Annotated in this window: 15 protein-coding genes and 1 pseudogene; 8 read left to right on the top strand and 8 right to left on the bottom strand. The window is 71.6% G+C overall.

The window, feature by feature from the left end; genetic code table 11:
• Positions 1-144: 144 nt before the first annotated feature.
• The gene (locus ACF3NS_RS03810) at positions 145-1,443 is read right to left on the bottom strand and encodes an MFS transporter (RefSeq protein ID WP_392467898.1); all 1,299 of its coding nucleotides are present in this window, start codon (positions 1,441-1,443) and stop codon (positions 145-147) included.
• Between the two features lie 221 nt (positions 1,444-1,664).
• Between ACF3NS_RS03810 and ACF3NS_RS03805 the strand changes: the two genes are divergently transcribed.
• From ACF3NS_RS03805 to ACF3NS_RS03795, 3 genes and pseudogenes are all read left to right on the top strand, one after another.
• Positions 1,665-2,441, top strand: coding sequence for a histidine phosphatase family protein (locus ACF3NS_RS03805; RefSeq protein ID WP_392467897.1), 777 nt, complete (start codon positions 1,665-1,667; stop codon positions 2,439-2,441).
• Positions 2,438-3,331, top strand: a complete 894-nt coding sequence (locus ACF3NS_RS03800) for an NAD(P)H-hydrate dehydratase (protein WP_288798629.1) — start codon at positions 2,438-2,440, stop codon at positions 3,329-3,331. The genes ACF3NS_RS03805 and ACF3NS_RS03800 overlap by 4 nt, the downstream gene beginning before the upstream one ends.
• Positions 3,328-3,564 (top strand): annotated as a pseudogene (locus tag ACF3NS_RS03795) (DUF72 domain-containing protein); the annotation flags it as partial. The gene ACF3NS_RS03800 and the pseudogene ACF3NS_RS03795, both read left to right, overlap by 4 nt.
• Before the next feature lie 190 nt (positions 3,565-3,754).
• On the opposite strand, the gene ACF3NS_RS03790 reads toward ACF3NS_RS03795, so the two are convergent.
• Entirely contained in the window at positions 3,755-3,931 is a 177-nt protein-coding gene (locus ACF3NS_RS03790) for a hypothetical protein (RefSeq protein ID WP_019287500.1), read from the bottom strand.
• Positions 3,932-4,006: 75 nt separating this feature from the next.
• On the opposite strand from ACF3NS_RS03790, the gene ACF3NS_RS03785 reads away from it, so the two are divergent.
• Positions 4,007-5,212, top strand: a complete 1,206-nt coding sequence (locus ACF3NS_RS03785; protein ID WP_239266239.1) for a helix-turn-helix transcriptional regulator — start codon at positions 4,007-4,009, stop codon at positions 5,210-5,212.
• 732 nt (positions 5,213-5,944) lie between these two features.
• Positions 5,945-6,577 (top strand): hypothetical protein, encoded by a 633-nt coding sequence (locus ACF3NS_RS03780; RefSeq protein ID WP_392467896.1) that lies wholly within the window; start codon positions 5,945-5,947, stop codon positions 6,575-6,577.
• Here the strand turns inward: ACF3NS_RS03780 and ACF3NS_RS03775 are convergent.
• Entirely contained in the window at positions 6,561-7,778 is a 1,218-nt protein-coding gene (locus ACF3NS_RS03775; protein WP_392467895.1) for a serine hydrolase domain-containing protein, read from the bottom strand. The two genes, ACF3NS_RS03780 and ACF3NS_RS03775, sit on opposite strands and share 17 nt — an antisense overlap.
• Before the next feature lie 205 nt (positions 7,779-7,983).
• The gene (locus ACF3NS_RS03770) at positions 7,984-8,283 is read right to left on the bottom strand and encodes a hypothetical protein (RefSeq protein WP_392467893.1); all 300 of its coding nucleotides are present in this window, start codon (positions 8,281-8,283) and stop codon (positions 7,984-7,986) included.
• Between the two features lie 70 nt (positions 8,284-8,353).
• Between ACF3NS_RS03770 and ACF3NS_RS03765 the strand changes: the two genes are divergently transcribed.
• The 3 genes from ACF3NS_RS03765 to ACF3NS_RS03755 are packed head-to-tail and all read left to right on the top strand — an operon-like array spanning position 8,354 to position 10,570.
• Positions 8,354-8,671 (top strand): hypothetical protein, encoded by a 318-nt coding sequence (locus tag ACF3NS_RS03765; RefSeq protein ID WP_392467891.1) that lies wholly within the window; start codon positions 8,354-8,356, stop codon positions 8,669-8,671.
• A gap of 33 nt (positions 8,672-8,704) precedes the next feature.
• Entirely contained in the window at positions 8,705-9,643 is a 939-nt protein-coding gene (locus ACF3NS_RS03760; protein WP_392467890.1) for a hypothetical protein, read from the top strand.
• A 36-nt stretch (positions 9,644-9,679) separates the two neighbouring features.
• Positions 9,680-10,570 carry a glycosyltransferase family 2 protein gene (locus ACF3NS_RS03755; protein ID WP_392467888.1) on the top strand — a complete coding sequence of 297 codons (891 nt, stop codon included), beginning with the start codon at positions 9,680-9,682 and terminating at the stop codon, positions 10,568-10,570.
• 183 nt (positions 10,571-10,753) lie between these two features.
• On the opposite strand, the gene ACF3NS_RS03750 is transcribed toward ACF3NS_RS03755, so the two are convergent.
• The 4 genes from ACF3NS_RS03750 to ACF3NS_RS03735 form a co-directional block, all read right to left on the bottom strand.
• Positions 10,754-11,884, bottom strand: coding sequence for an NAD(P)/FAD-dependent oxidoreductase (locus tag ACF3NS_RS03750; RefSeq protein ID WP_392467887.1), 1,131 nt, complete (start codon positions 11,882-11,884; stop codon positions 10,754-10,756).
• 141 nt (positions 11,885-12,025) lie between these two features.
• Entirely contained in the window at positions 12,026-12,328 is a 303-nt protein-coding gene (locus ACF3NS_RS03745) for a putative quinol monooxygenase (protein WP_392467886.1), read from the bottom strand.
• Positions 12,325-12,894, bottom strand: coding sequence for a type 1 glutamine amidotransferase domain-containing protein (locus ACF3NS_RS03740; RefSeq protein WP_392467885.1), 570 nt, complete (start codon positions 12,892-12,894; stop codon positions 12,325-12,327). Before ACF3NS_RS03740 ends, ACF3NS_RS03745 begins: the two co-directional genes overlap by 4 nt.
• A 1-nt stretch (position 12,895) precedes the next feature.
• Positions 12,896-14,062 carry a glutathione-independent formaldehyde dehydrogenase gene (locus ACF3NS_RS03735; RefSeq protein WP_392467883.1) on the bottom strand — a complete coding sequence of 389 codons (1,167 nt, stop codon included), beginning with the start codon at positions 14,060-14,062 and terminating at the stop codon, positions 12,896-12,898.
• Between the last annotated feature and the right edge of the window lie 26 nt (positions 14,063-14,088).

Below are 14,088 nucleotides of genomic sequence, written 5' to 3'. Positions count from 1 at the left end.
CCCCGTCGGGTCACCTGTGCCGCCCAGCCCGGGGCTCACGGGTCATCGCCACCACCAACGGGTGGAGAACGCCACGCATGACGGTGGCGAAATCCACCCGTTGGCGCGCACCAGGCGTCGGGTGCGGCATACGGCCAGGACCGGTCAGTGGCTGAGGTCCTTGGCGCGCGTCTCCGGCAGCGTGAGCACCGTCGCGGCCGAGATCAGCAGCGCCACGATCGCGTACGTCGCGAACGCCCACCGCCACTCGACCGCCGCCGCGAGCCAGTTCTGCACGTAAGGGGCGGTGCCGCCGAACAGCGCGATGCAGATGGCGTACGGCACACCCACGCCGGTGGCCCGCACGTCGGTGGGGAACATCTCGGCATACACCGCCGGCGCGATGGCGAGATAGCCGGCGAGCAGGATCAGCATCACCGAGATCGCGAGCGCCAGCGTCACCATGCTGTGCCCGATCACCGAGGTCATGGGGATGTAGAGGACCGCCGAGCCGAGCAGCGCGACCAGGATGGGGATCTTGCGGCCGATCCGGTCGGACACGAGACCCCACACGGGCAGCGCGAGGATAAAGACGGTGTTGCCGATGATCGAGGCCCAGAAGGCGTCGGTCTTGTCGAACTTCAGCACCTTGATGGCGTAGGCCGGGGTGCTGACGGACCACACGTAGTAGGTGATCGTCAGGCCCATGGTCATGCCGATGACCTGCAGCGCCTGGCGCTTGTGGCGCCACACGCCGGCGAGCACGTTCTCGCGGGGGGCGCCCTCGCCGCCCACCTCCTCCTCGAAGATCGCGGACTCCTCGAGCCGGGTGCGCATCCACAGCGCGAACAGCCCGAGCACGGCCCCGAGCGCGAACGGCACGCGCCAGCCCCACGCGTCCATCTGCGCGTCGCTGAGCGTCGTCTCGAGGATCAGGCCGAGGAACATGCCGATCAGCAGGCCGACGGTGCCGGAGACGTAGATCGAGGACGCCCAGAACCCGCGCCGCTCGCGGGGTGCCTCCTCCGCGAGGTAGGTCTGTGCCGAGGGCAGCTCGCCGCCGTGCGCCAGGCCCTGCAGCAACCTCGCCACGAGCAGGATCACCGAGGCCCACACCCCGACGGCGTCATACGTCGGCGCGACGGCGATGAGCAGCGAGCCGCCCGAGGCGAGCATGACGGCGACCATCAGAGAGTGCTTGCGCCCGATGCGGTCGGCGAGCCAGCCGAAGACGTAGCCGCCGAAGGGCCGGGCCACGAACCCGACCGCGAAGATCGCGAGGGTGGACAGGAACGCGGAGGCGGGGTCCGCCTTGGAGAACAGCTGCGCCGCGATGTAGGTCGCGAAGGTGGCGTAGACGTTCCAGTCGTACCACTCGAGCGCGTTGCCGACGCCGGTCCCGAGCAGCGTCTTGGTCCGGCTCGGGGCGGGCCGTGCATGGGCGGTGGTGGCGGGTGTGCTCACGGTGGTGTCCTTCGTGGTGTGGGTGGCGGCGGGATGTGAGGGGATGGAGAGATATGCCGTATGCCGGATACTCCCCCATCTCACGCCACCCCCTCGTCGAACGGTCACGTCTGGGCGGGGAACGTCGTCGAAAAGTGACCCGCGGACGGGTGGTCGGGGTCTGGCGGCGCGGCATACGGGGTAGCCGGAAAGGACGCCCGGACCAACCCGCAGGAGGCATCGTGCCCGAGCAGACCGACTCCATCGCCGCGGGGCGACGCACCGCCCCCCGCCGGCTCGTGCTCGTCCGCCACGGCCAGAGCCTCGGCAACGTGGCGGACGCCGAGGCCCGCAAGGCCGGTCACGGCAGGCTGGCGCTCGACTACCGCGACGCCGACACCCCGCTGTCGGACCTGGGCACCGAGCAGGCCACCGCCCTCGGGGCCCACCTGGCGCGGTTGCCCGAGGCCCACCGCCCCGAGGTGATCCTGTCCTCGCCGTACGCGCGGGCGCGGGGTACGGCCGAGACGGCCCTGCGGGGGGCGGGGCTGGACCACTCGCTGGTCCTCGACGAGCGGCTGCGCGAGCGTGACCTGGGGATCTTCGACGGGCTCACCGGCGACGGCATCCGGGCGGAGCACCCCGAGGAGGCCGAGCGCCGCACCAAGGTCGGCAAGTTCTACTACCGGCCCCCGGGCGGCGAGTCCTGGTGCGACGTGGCCCTGCGCGTCCGCAGCGTCCTGGCCGACATCCGTCAGGAGTACGCCGACGAGCACGTCTGGATCTTCAGCCACCAGGCGGTGATCATGAGCTTCCGCCTCGTCCTGGAGGGTCTCGACGAGGAGGGGATCATCACCATCGACAACGAGACGCCGCTGCCCAACTGCTCGATGACCTCCTACGACCGCGCCGAGGACGGCTCGCTCGAGCTGGTCGCCTACGCCGAGACGGCGGCGCTGGACGACGAGGGCGCCCAGACCACCCACGAGGAGCCCGCTGCCGGCGAGGCCGACGCGTGAGTCGCCGACCGGAGGTCGTCTCCTCGGGGCTGCTGCGCGAGTGGCAGCTACCCGGCGATGGGGGCGACAAGGAGAGCAACGGCCGCGTCCTCGTGGTCGGCGGCAACGTCCGTATGCCGGGCGGTGTCGTGCTCGCCGCGGAGGCCGCCCTGCGCGCCGGCGCGGGCAAGCTCCAGATCGCCACGGTCGAGCCGCTGGCGGTGCCGATGGGGATGTCCATCCCCGAGGCCTACGTCGCGGGTCTGGCCGCCGACGACGACGGCAACCTCGCCCCCGGGACCGCCGACGAGATCGTCGAGCTCGCCGAGGGCTGCGCCGCGGTCCTGCTGGGCCCCGGGATCATGTCCCCCGACGCGGCGGTCGCGCTGCTCGAGCGCGTCGTGCCGCGCCTCGACGTGCCGGTCGTCATCGACGCGCTCGGCATGGCCTATCTCACCGAGCACGCCGACGGGGTGAAGCACCTGGACGGGCGAGTCATCCTGTCCCCCAACGCCGCAGAGCTCGCCCAGACGCTCGACGAGGACGAGGACGCCGTGTCGGAGGATCCGCTCGGCGCCGCGCTACGGCTCAGCCGCCGTGCCGGTGCCGTGGTCGTGTCGGGCGCGTCCACGACCTACGTCACGACCCCCGGCACGCGCGCCACCGCCGACCTGTGGGCGGTCCAGACCGGCGGTCAGGGCATGGCCGTCAGCGGCTCCGGCGACGTCAAGGCCGGCATGCTGGTCGGGCTGCTCGGGCGTGGCGCGGAGCCCGCCCAGGCCGGGGTGTGGGGCGCCTACGTGCACGGCCGCGCGGGCGAGCGCCTGGTCGCGGTGCACGGACGGCGCGGCTTCCTCGCCCGCGAGCTGCTTGCCGAGATCCCACGGGCGCTGGCCGAGCTCGAGGGGTGAGCGTCCTCCTCGGGACCTCGGGCTGGAGCTGTGCCCACTGGGACGGCGTCCTCTACCCGCCCGGCATGCGTCCCGGGGGCCGGCTCGCCTGCTACGTCGCGGAGCTCGCGACCGTGGAGCTCAACGCGAGCCACTACCGCTGGCCCCGGGACGCGAGCTTCGCGAGCTGGCGGCGGCGGTTGGCCGAGGGCTTCGTCATGACGGTCAAGGCGCCGCGCGGCCTGACCCACGCCTAGCGCCTCTTCGAGCTGCCCCTGCACGCGACCGTGCCCGCCTGATCGCGAGTCGGTGACCGGCGGCACGACATACGGCCCCCTCCCTCCGCACGCGCAAGGCCCCCGCAGGACTCCGAGGAGTCGAGCGGGGGCCTTGACCACCCGGTCGGGCGCGTCCGAGCCAGGAAAGCGGCCCTGACCAGGCAGATCAGCTAGCGTCGAGCACGGTCGGCCAGCTGCCACCGACGGTGGGGTCCTGGCTGGTGGGCCAGCTGCCGCCCACCGTGGGGTCCTGGCTCGTGGGCCAGCTGCCACCGACGGTGGGCACCAGAGCGAAGGCTGCGAGGGTGAGAACGGCTATGGCGCGAGTGGCCTTGGCAATCATGATGGGAATCTCCTACTGGCGGGGGGATGCGGCAAGCGGTACGTTACTCGCATTGTCAACAGTTGGGAATAGGTCATGAGCGACGAGAACGGTTTCGGAGTAGCGCTGCGCGCGGCGAGGGTCGCGGCCGGCTTATCCCAGTCGGAGCTGGGGGAGCCGGAGTTCTCCCGCAGCTACATCTCCCTCGTGGAGTCAGGGCACCGCGCGCCGAGCCGCGAGATCGTCGAGCACGTCGCCGGCAGGCTCGGCCTCTCGGTCGAGCACGTCCGCGCCTGGGCTCTCGCCTCCGGCAAGCGCGGCGACGCCCGCGCCGCGGTCCTGCAGACCGAGGCGCTCAGCGTGCTCACGACCCATACCTTCGAGGGTGCCATCAAGGCCGCATCCGACCTGCGCGACTTCGCCCTCGAGGCCGACCGCCTGGACCTCTGGTGGACCGCCGCGCTGATGGACCTCACGCTGCGCATCGAGAACGACTTCGCCGACCAGGTCGTCGAGCAGGCCCGAGCCCTCGTCGACCACTGGTTCACGCAGCAGTCCACGATCCTGCAGGGGCGGGTGCGCACGGTCCTGTCGGTCGCCCTGCGCGTGACCGGCGACCTGGAGGGGTCCGTCACCGAGGCCCGGGCCGCCGTCATGGCCTTCCGCACCACCCCCACCTGGCGCTCGACCGGCGTCGCCGCCCTCACCGCGCTCGTGTCGGCGCTCGGGCAGCAGCACCGCTACAGCGACGCGATCAGCTGGGCGCCGGACCTCGCCCGCGGCGCTGCGGACGCCCCCAACCGGCTCGAGGCCGGCAACGCCTACTGGGCCCTGGCCAACCTCGCCCTCTCGACCGGAGACCCCCAGGCGGGACTCAGCTACTACGACCAGGCCATCGCGGCCATCGACCCGGACGGCCACCTGCGCCGGTGGGGTCGGGTACACCGCGCCGCCGCGGACTTCCGGCTGAAGGCGGACGTCGACCTCGACGCCGTGCCGGGGCTGCTCGCCAAGGCGGCGACGGCCTTCTCGCTCAGCTCGGCCCGCAGCGACCAGGTCGAGCTGGACCTGGTGCAGGGCAAGTACGCCTGCGCCACCGGCGACTGGGCGCAGGGGCGTGCCCACATGGAGCGGGTGCTCGAGGACGGGCACCTGCTCGCCGCCTCCGACCTGGCCGACGCCCACCACCACCTCGGCACGGCGCTGGGTGAGCTCGGCGACCACCGCGGGGCGGCCGAGCACCTGCAGGAGTCGGTGCGCCTGCTCCTGACGCTGACGTCCACCAACGCCGGGCCCGCCTGAGCCACCGCGCACCGTCACCACCTGTCGTTGCGCATTCACACTGAGTTGCCGAGTTAACACTTTGTGTCGACACACACCCCCTCGCGTCATTGGTCACCACTGACGTTTGTGAACGATCCAATCGCGCCCCTGAGAGTAATTGGTGACCAATGGCGCGAGGGGTGGGCGCGTGGCGCGCCCCTTCCTCCCCCAGCCGACGCCCAGTGGTCACCACTAACGTTTGTGAACGATCCAAACGGGTCCCCAGACGCCATTGGTGACCAATGGTGTGCGGTGGTGGGAGGACGGGCGTCGGCCCAGGCGTCCACCCGGTAGGCGCACTAGGGGGCGGGGCACTCGCGAGCGTCGGCGTGAGGGGGGAGTAGGACAGCGACCAGGTCCCGTCGCCAGGCCACCTGCCGCCCGACCTTCCAGGCCATGGTGCGCGAGCAGGTGGCGCCGGAGGGCTGGCAGCAGGCGAACGCCGCCAGGAGCCTGTCCGTCCGGGTGGCGACGCTGCTCGCCCGGCCCTGACCGGGCTTGCCTCGCAGCGGATCTCGTTGACCTGGATCCTACTGGCCACCGCCGTGATGTGGGTCCTGACGGCGGCCCTGCCGCGAGGCGGCGACCCCACGAGCGGGCGGGCCCGGCATACGGGCCAGGGGGTCGACGCCGTCGAGCCGGGACAGCGGGCGATCACCCCCCGACGACGCGACCGGCGCGCGACGTCCAGGACCGATCGCCCTGGCGCGCGTGGCCGCCCACGACCTGCGCGAGGGCGTGCAGGAGGCGCGACGGCACCCGTGGTTCGTGGCCGGGCTGGGCGGGTTGCTGCCGGTCATGGCGCTCGGCTACTCCGCGACCTGCGTCGCGCTGCCGCTGGTCTCGCGCGACCGCTTCGGGGGCGAGACGGTGCTCGCCGTCGCCATCACGGCCTACACCGTCGGCGCGATCGTGGGGGCCGCGCTCGTCGCAGGCTGGCGACCGACTAACGTCGGCTGGTGGGCCTTCGCCGGGGTCGGGGCCTACGCGCTCGTGCCGTTCGCGCTGGCGATCTCGCCGTCACCGGTCCTGGTGCTCGCGGCGTACGCGCTCGGCGGCATCGGCATCGAGGTGTTCAGCGTCCCGTGGTTCACGGCCGCGCAGCGGGAGGTCCCGCCCGAGCGGCTGGCGCGGGTGACGCCCCTGTACTTCGTCGAGTCCTACGGCTGCGCGCCGCTCGGCCTCGCGCTGCTCGCCCCCGCCATCAGCGCGTGGGGTCTGACCCCGGTGCTGCTGGGCTGCGCGGCGGCCTGCGCCCTCGGGGCCGCGCTGGCGGCGACCCCGAGGACGAGCCGGACGCTGGGCAACTCGGTCAGCACGGACTCGGTCAGCACAGGGCCCTGAGCGCCGCCGCGACGGCGACGTCGGGCATCGGCTGCTTCGTGAGGTCGCTCGGGGGGAAGAACCGGCCGGTGAGGGACGCGGACGCCGCCCGGCGACCGTCGCGGGTGCTCACCGACGCCGAGTGGGTGCCGTAGGTGGTGCCGTTGTGGCCGTAGACCCGCCTGGTGCTCGCGTTGGTGCCGCCCTTGCCCTTGGGGGTCTTGCCCTTGGGGGCCGCGTAGCAGGGGTCGGGCAGCGAGTAGACGCCCAGCCCGTAGGACATCGGCGTGGCGCTGCGCGGTCGCAGCATCTGCTCCAGGCTGCGCTTGGACGTGAGCTTGCCGCGCATGAGGGAGGTCATGAACCGGTTGAGGTCGTCGGGCGTGGAGACCGCGGCCCCCGCGGCGCCGAAGAGCGTGGCGTTCTGCCGGAAGCCCACCACCTTGGGGCCCTCGACGTAGTACTCCGTCAGGGAGTTCGTGGGCATCCACCGCTCCTTGGCGTAGAACGTGCCCTTGAGGCCCGCCTTGCGGAAGACGCGCTGGGTGAGCAGGTCGCTGATGCTCTGACCGGTGCGCTTCTGCAGCAGCTGGCTCAGCACGAGGTAGTTGGTGTTGGCGTAGCGGAAGGCAGCGCCGGGCTTGCCCACCTTCTCCGTGAGGGCGAGCCTGATCAGCTCGCGGTCAGTGTGCCGGCGGGCGAAGGACTGCTCGACGGTGAGCTTCATCGCCTGCTCCTGCTTGGCCAGCGGCAGGACGTAGTCCGGCAACCCGCTGCGGTGGCTGAGCAGCTGCTCGATCGTGATGTCGCCATGCCCCGGCAGCAGCCCGGGATAGACCTGGCCGACCTTGGTGTCGAGGCGCAGTCTGCCCTCGTCGACGAGCTGCATGACGACGGTCGCGACCATCGGCTTGGTGATCGAGCCGACGCGGACCCGGTCGGTGGGCCGGGCGGGGACGCGCGTCGTGGTGCTGCGGACTCCCGCCGCGGCCGACCAGGATCGGCCGTCGCGGGTCGCCGCGGCGACGACCCCCACGGCGCCGGCGCGGTCGAGCTGGTCGACCGACGCCTGCAGGACCCGCTGAGGCGAGGGCTTGCGGGCGTCGGCCAGGTGGGTGGGCTGCGGGGCGGCGACGGCGGGTGCCGCTGCGGCCCCGGTCGACGCGATCAGGGTGAGGACGGTGCCGGCCATGATCGTCCGGCGGGCGGTGCTGCTGCTCATGACGTCTCCTTGGGTGGTCGGTGTGCCTCCACCCTCGCCGGAACGTCGCGGCCCGCGCCTCCCCCGCAAGGATGAGATCGCGGACGCCCGGTCAACCCTCCCGGAGGAGGGGTGACCGGGCGTCACGGGGGCCCGACGGAGCGCATCGGAACGGGCGGGCTCGTCGGCTCGCGCGCCGCGTCGGACCTCCAGGCCGACCCGGAGGTCAGCCGGCGTTGATCCCCTGGGTCAGGCCCTCGGCGTTGCCCTCCTCGTCGGACTCGCCGGGCGTCTCGGGGTCGCCCGAGGTGGGCTCGGGCACCTGCTCGGTGGGCTGCTGCCCGGCCGGCTCGCCGCCCTCGTAGCCACCCTGGTCGTCCACACCCGTGTCCTGGTCCGCGTCCGGGTAGGCCGGCCGCTCGTCAGCGCTCTGGCCCGCGCCGGTCGGGTCGACGTCGTGGAAGGGCCCCTGGTCGGGCTGCGTGGTCTGGTCCGTCACGTGCGGGTTCTGGTCGTCGTCGCTCATGGGTCTGGGCATACCCCGCCGCGTCGCCGGTCACCCGCCTGCGCCGGGGCGGGCGGCATACGGTGGGGGCATGGATCTCAAGCCTGCCTCCGACGTGTCCACCGCCCCCCTCACCGTCCTCGGCCTGGCCGGCGGCTTCGCGCTCGCCCGCGAGACCGGCGTCCGTCCGCTCGGCGGCGTCCTGCTCGGGGCCTGCGGCCTGCTCGCCGGGCGCACCTGGCTCGCGCGCACCGACCCGGGGACGACGGCCGTGCTGGCGGTGACCTACCTCGGCGGGTTCGTCGGGTCGCACCGGCTGGCCCGCAGCATCGGCGCCTGGCCGGCAGTGGGGGTCGTGACGGTGGCCTCGGCGGCCGCCTCCTGGGCCCTCTGCGACGCCCGGGACTGAGCCGTCGACCCACCCGCAGATGGAGGAGCCCGTATGCCGATCCCCACGCCCCTCAACGGTGCCGTCCTCGTGGTATCTCCGCACCTGGACGACGCCGTCCTTTCCTGCGAGACGCTCATCGGCCGCGAGGCCCCGCTCGACGTCCTGACCGTCTGCACGGCCCGCCCCGCCCAGCCCATGGTCACCGAGTGGGACACACTGTCCGGTTTCCAAGACTCGGACGAGGCCATGGAGGTCCGGCTCGCCGAGGACGACGCCGCGCTCGCCGGGACGCCGCACCGTCGGCACCACCTCGGCGTGCTCGACCAGCAGTACCTCACCGCGGGCCGGACTCCCGAGGACGCCGCCACCCTCACCGCCTGGGTCGATGCCTGGCTGCGCGAGCACGAGGGCGGCCTGGTGCTCCTGCCGACCGCCACCGGGGTGCTGCCCGACCCGCCGATGCCCCGCCGACCGTTGGTCGTGCGGGCGGCCCGCCGCCTGGCGCGGCTCGGGCTGCGGGCCGGGCGCAGCGGCATACGGCTGGTGCGCGAGGCCCTGTCCCGGGGGGAGGCCGGGGCGATGCCCCCGGCCACCGGGGAGCACGCCGCGCCCGTCGGCGCCGGCGTCAACCCCGACCACCGCTGGGTGCGGGACACGCTCACCGACCACCTGACCGACCGCCTGACCAGGTTCGGCTACTACGAGGACGTGCCCTACGGCTCGGCGCGGCCGGGGCAGGACGAGATAGACGGCCTGGTCGGGCGGCACGGGTTCCACGTCGAGGCGTATGCCGTGCCGGTCGACCGCGTCGTCAAGGCGCGCCGGATCGGTCGCTACGCGACGCAGGTGGCGCCGCTGCGCTTCGGCCCGCACGGACTCGACGAGCCAGAGGGGCTGCCCGAGCTGGAGCGCTACTGGCTGACCCGTCCGTGGGAGGCCGCCCTGGGGATTCCAGGACAATTGCACCACGGCCATCACCCCCGGTCGTAGGCTTGAACCAGGGGGTGGTGTCCTGTGCCGATCGTGGTGGGCATTCCGACGTACCGACGCCCCGAGCTGCTCCGGGGGCTGCTGCTCGAGGTGACGAAGCAGGCCGAGGGCCATCCGGTCTCGGTGGTGGTCGCGGACAACGACTGCGACCCGGTTGTGGAGCGGGTGGTCGAGGAGGTCGGCTGCGGCACGACGATCCCGATCACGGTGCGTCCGGTCCGTGAGCGAGGCATCTCGCAGGCGCGCAACGCCCTCGTCACGACCGCCTACGAGGTCGACCCGGAGTGGGAGTACCTAGTGATGTATGACGACGACGGCCTCCCCGAGCCCGGCGCCCTCATGGCCCTGGTGGACTGCGCGCGACGCTACGACGCCGACTGCGCGAGCGGGCCCGTCGACATGGGCATCACCAAGACCTACCCGACGCTCGTGCGGTCCTACCTGCTGGCCACCTCGGCCCCGCGCCGCGAGGGCCTGGTCTCCTCCCTCGACGGTGGGCAGAACCTCCTGCTCTCTCGCCGGCTCGTCGACCGGATGCCGCGACCGTGGTTCGCCCCGCACCGCGGGCTGTCCGGCGGGGAGGACTTCGCGTTCTTCCTGCGGGCGCGGTCGCTCGGAGCACGGTTCGCGTGGTCGCCCGCCGCCGTCGTGCACGAGCCGCTCCCCCCGCACCGGTTGAGCAACCGGGGTGCGCTGCTGCGCGCGTTCGAGGAGAACGCCGCCAACGCCGACACCGAGGTCGAGTTCTTCGGCTACGGCCACACGTTGGCGGCGCTGGGTCGCTCGCTCGTGTGGCCCTTCGTCAACGTGGCCGGCGCCGTGCACCACCGCGACCCCGAGCGGCTCGCCGGGGTCGCGGTGTCGCTGTGCGGTGTCGCCGGGCGGGCGGCGGGGCTGGCCGGCCATCGGCCCAGGCCCTATCTCTGACGGAGCGTCCGGGCCGCGAGGGCCGGATGACCAGACGTACCTACCGGGGGCGGGATCATCGACCTGGCGAACTATCCCCGGTCGATGCCCCTACCCCCGGCGGGGTCATCGACCTGGCGAACCAAGCCCGGTCGATGCCCCTACCCCCGGCGGGATCCTCGACCTGGCGAACCAACCCCGGGCTTAGCCCTGGGCCTCGCCGAGGCGCGCTTCGGGCGTGAGCTCGGTGGGGAGACCGCCGCCGGTCGCAGCCCGGGCAAGAGCGCGACCCAACGCAGGTGCCTGCTTGAACAAATTGTGACCGGCCACAAAAAAGACAGAGCCTGCCTCCCACACGGCCACGCCGTCCTCACTCCACGGGAGGTCGGTCACCCAGCAGTGAAGGAAGTCGCGCGGCTCTGGGTGGAGACCGGGCAGCGCCCGTGTCACGTATTCGCGTGCGCGTTCGTCCAGCGATCGAATGGCCGCAGGGTCGATGAAAGTTCCGTCGTCGCGGACGCCGACGGTCTCGCTGAGTCCGACGGAGTAGCTGCTGTTGCCCGGTAGCGGCGTCGCGTAGACGCCGACTTCGCCGAAGACGCCGCTGCTGTCCTGCAGGCACGCGACTCGTGCCGGGGCGGCGGCCTTCACGTCGAAGGTCAGCCGGACGTGTGCGGCAAGGCGAACCGGCAGCGACAAGCCGACGCTGCGTGCCAGCCGGGCGGTTTCGCGGCCGGCGCACACGACCACCTTGGAGTAGACAGCCCGGTCGGTGACGCTGCGCACCTCGACCGTCCCGTCGGCGCGGGGATCGATGGAGATGACCTCCCCGGTGGTGACCGCATCTGCGAGGGCACCCGTGAGTGCCGTGATCGCGGCGCGGGTGCGGATCGCGCCGCCCGACTCGTCGAGCACCGCCGGCCCCGAGTACCCAGCGAGCAGCGGCATTCGCTGGGCGACCTCGGCCGCGTCGATCTCGTGCGCTTGCACGCCGCCGACCTGGTCGAGCACCCGCAGCCGCGCCAGGGCGCTGTCTCCGATCGCCAGGACACCGTCTGATGAGACCAGCTCGACGTCGAAGTGTTCGGCCCACTCATCCCATACGCCGCGGCTTTCGCGCGCGAAAGCGACGAGTCGCGGGTCGTCGTGGGCATGCCGGAAGATCCGCGACTCGCCTGCGGACTGACCCGTCCCGGGCAGACCAGCCTCGTACAGGCGCACCGGCACGCCCTGCTCCCGCAGCGCGTACGCCGTCGACAGACCGACGACCCCGCCCCCGATCACTGCTACCTCGGGTGAACGCGTCGTGGCAACGCCGTCGTCAGTTGCTGTCATCGCGGTTCCTCGATCTGTTGGTGATGAGCGATAGGCCGCAAGAGAAGGGGCCGCTGCCACGACGTCAGCGGGCTGTGCAAGCCCGAAGTCACCGTGCGCAGCGACCCCTCCTCTCTGGGCCAGTACTCCCGGTCTGTGGTGTCAGGCGGGGAGCTTGGAGCCCAGTACGTCGAGCTTCTCGATCGTCGGCTCGGAGAACAACGTGCCGGTCTGCTCGCCAAGAGCCACCGCAACAGGGCCGGACAGGTGGGCGTCACGTCCGGCGTCATCGGGGAACACGTCGAAGATCCCGAACGAGGTCGGCCCGAGGCGGATCGCGAACCACGCGGTGGTCGCCTGCTCGTCCTCAACAAGCGCACGGCCGCTGTCAAGGAACGCCTTCACGTCGTCCTCCTTCCCGGGCAACGCGTCAAACCTGACCAGCAATCCCTTGGTCACACTCATGACTTCTCCTCTTCCTTCGTCGTGGTGCCTGCGAGCTGGGACACTATGGCCTCGGAGAACGCCGGCAGGTCCTCCGGCGAGCGGCTGGTGATGAGATTCTTGTCGACCACCACGTCCTGGTCGACGACGTCGGCGCCGGCGTTGCGCAGGTCGGTGCGAATGCTCGGGAACGACGTCAGGGTGCGACCGGCGGCCACGCCGGCCTCGATCAACGTCCACGGCCCGTGACAGATCGCGGCCACTGGCTTGCCGCTCTCGACGAAGTCGCGGACGAAGGAAACGGCGCCCTCGTCCACCCGGAGCTGGTCGGGGTTCACCGTGCCGCCGGGAAGCAGCAGGGCGTCGTAGTCGCCCACCGAGGCGTCGGCGACCAACCCGTCGACGGTGAACGTGCCCGCTTCATCCAGGTCGTTCTTACGGGCCTTGATCTCGCCGTCGTGGATCGAGAGGACCTCGGTCTGAGCGCCCGCGCGGTTCAGCGCTTCGCGGGGTTGCTCGAGCTCGACGCGTTCGACTCCGTCGGCGGCGAGGATCGCGACCCTCTTGCCCTGCAGATCTGCCGCCATGTCAGCTCGCCTTCTTCTCGGTCGACATGCCGGGCTTGATGACGACCTTGGTCCAACCCTTCGACCTGGAGTCGAAGTTCCTGTAGGCATCGGCGGCCTGGTCCAGCGAGATCTCGTGGGAGATGATCCAGGACGGCTTCGCCTTGCCAGCCGCAATCAGGTCTCGCAGCCGGCGGTTGTACCGCTTGACGGGGGCCTGACCGGTGCCCATGGTCTGTCCCTTGAACCAGTGGGTGCCGAAGTCGATGGCCGCCTTGCCCTGCTTGGCCAACTCGCCCTTGGCCCCCGGGTCCTGGGGGACGAACACGCCGACGGTGCCGATCCCACCGGTGAACCGGACCGAGTTGATGAGCATGTTCAGCGTGGCGGCGGTGTCCTCGTTGCCCTGGGGATCGTGGGCCTGGTAGCCGACGCACTCGCAGCCGCGGTCGGCTCCGAGCCCCATGGTCTGGTCCAGCACAGCCTGCACGGGGTCGACCTTGGAGTCGTCGATCGCGATCGCGCCGATCTGCTCGGCCAGAGCGAGCCGGTCAGGGTGACGATCGACCACCATCACCTTTGAGGCGCCCTTGATCGTCGCCGACAGGGCAGCCATCAGTCCCACGGGGCCAGCCCCGGCGATCACGACGCTGTCGCCCGGGATCACGCCGGCCATCTCGGTGGCGTGGTAGCCGGTGGGGAAGATGTCGGAGAGCATGACGTAGTCGTTCTCCTTCTCCTCCGCATCCTCACCCAGGCGCAGCGCGTTGTGGTCACCGAAAGGCACACGGAGCAGTTCTGCCTGCCCGCCGCCGTACGGGCCCATTTCGGCGAACCCATAGGCCGCACCGGCGGCCGACGGGTCAGGTTGCGTCGTCAGGCAGTAGTTCGTGAGGCCGCGCTCGCAGTTCTTGCAGAACCCGCACGAGATGTTGAACGGCAGCACGACCCGGTCGCCGACCTTGACCTTCTCCACGCCACTGCCGATCTCCACCACCTCTCCCATGTTTTCGTGACCGAACGTCCGACCTACCTCGAAGGAGGTCCGCCCCTCGTACATGTGCAGGTCCGAGCCGCAGATGTTCGTCGTCGTTACCCTGACCAGGACATCGGTGGGTCGCTCGATCTTCGCGTCCGGGACATCCGTGACTGCGACATCGCGCGGTCCCTGATAGACCACAGCCTTCATGGTGAATCTCCAATCGTTGTGTGGTG

It is taken from the genome of Arsenicicoccus cauae, from assembly GCF_043162025.1.
In the GTDB taxonomy this organism is placed as follows: Bacteria; Actinomycetota; Actinomycetes; order Actinomycetales; family Dermatophilaceae; genus Arsenicicoccus; species Arsenicicoccus cauae.
This window is presented reverse-complemented; position numbering and strand designations above follow the sequence as displayed.

Coding starts and splice junctions, on each gene's coding strand:
- ACF3NS_RS03785 (WP_239266239.1), top strand. CDS start 4,007: ATGAGCGACGAGAACGGTTTCGGAGTAGCGCTGCGCGCGGCGAGGGTC.
- ACF3NS_RS03775 (WP_392467895.1), bottom strand. CDS start 7,778: ATGAGCAGCAGCACCGCCCGCCGGACGATCATGGCCGGCACCGTCCTC.
- ACF3NS_RS03735 (WP_392467883.1), bottom strand. CDS start 14,062: ATGAAGGCTGTGGTCTATCAGGGACCGCGCGATGTCGCAGTCACGGAT.
- ACF3NS_RS03765 (WP_392467891.1), top strand. CDS start 8,354: ATGGATCTCAAGCCTGCCTCCGACGTGTCCACCGCCCCCCTCACCGTC.
- ACF3NS_RS03760 (WP_392467890.1), top strand. CDS start 8,705: ATGCCGATCCCCACGCCCCTCAACGGTGCCGTCCTCGTGGTATCTCCG.
- ACF3NS_RS03745 (WP_392467886.1), bottom strand. CDS start 12,328: ATGAGTGTGACCAAGGGATTGCTGGTCAGGTTTGACGCGTTGCCCGGG.
- ACF3NS_RS03740 (WP_392467885.1), bottom strand. CDS start 12,894: ATGGCGGCAGATCTGCAGGGCAAGAGGGTCGCGATCCTCGCCGCCGAC.
- ACF3NS_RS03770 (WP_392467893.1), bottom strand. CDS start 8,283: ATGAGCGACGACGACCAGAACCCGCACGTGACGGACCAGACCACGCAG.
- ACF3NS_RS03750 (WP_392467887.1), bottom strand. CDS start 11,884: ATGACAGCAACTGACGACGGCGTTGCCACGACGCGTTCACCCGAGGTA.
- ACF3NS_RS03790 (WP_019287500.1), bottom strand. CDS start 3,931: ATGATTGCCAAGGCCACTCGCGCCATAGCCGTTCTCACCCTCGCAGCC.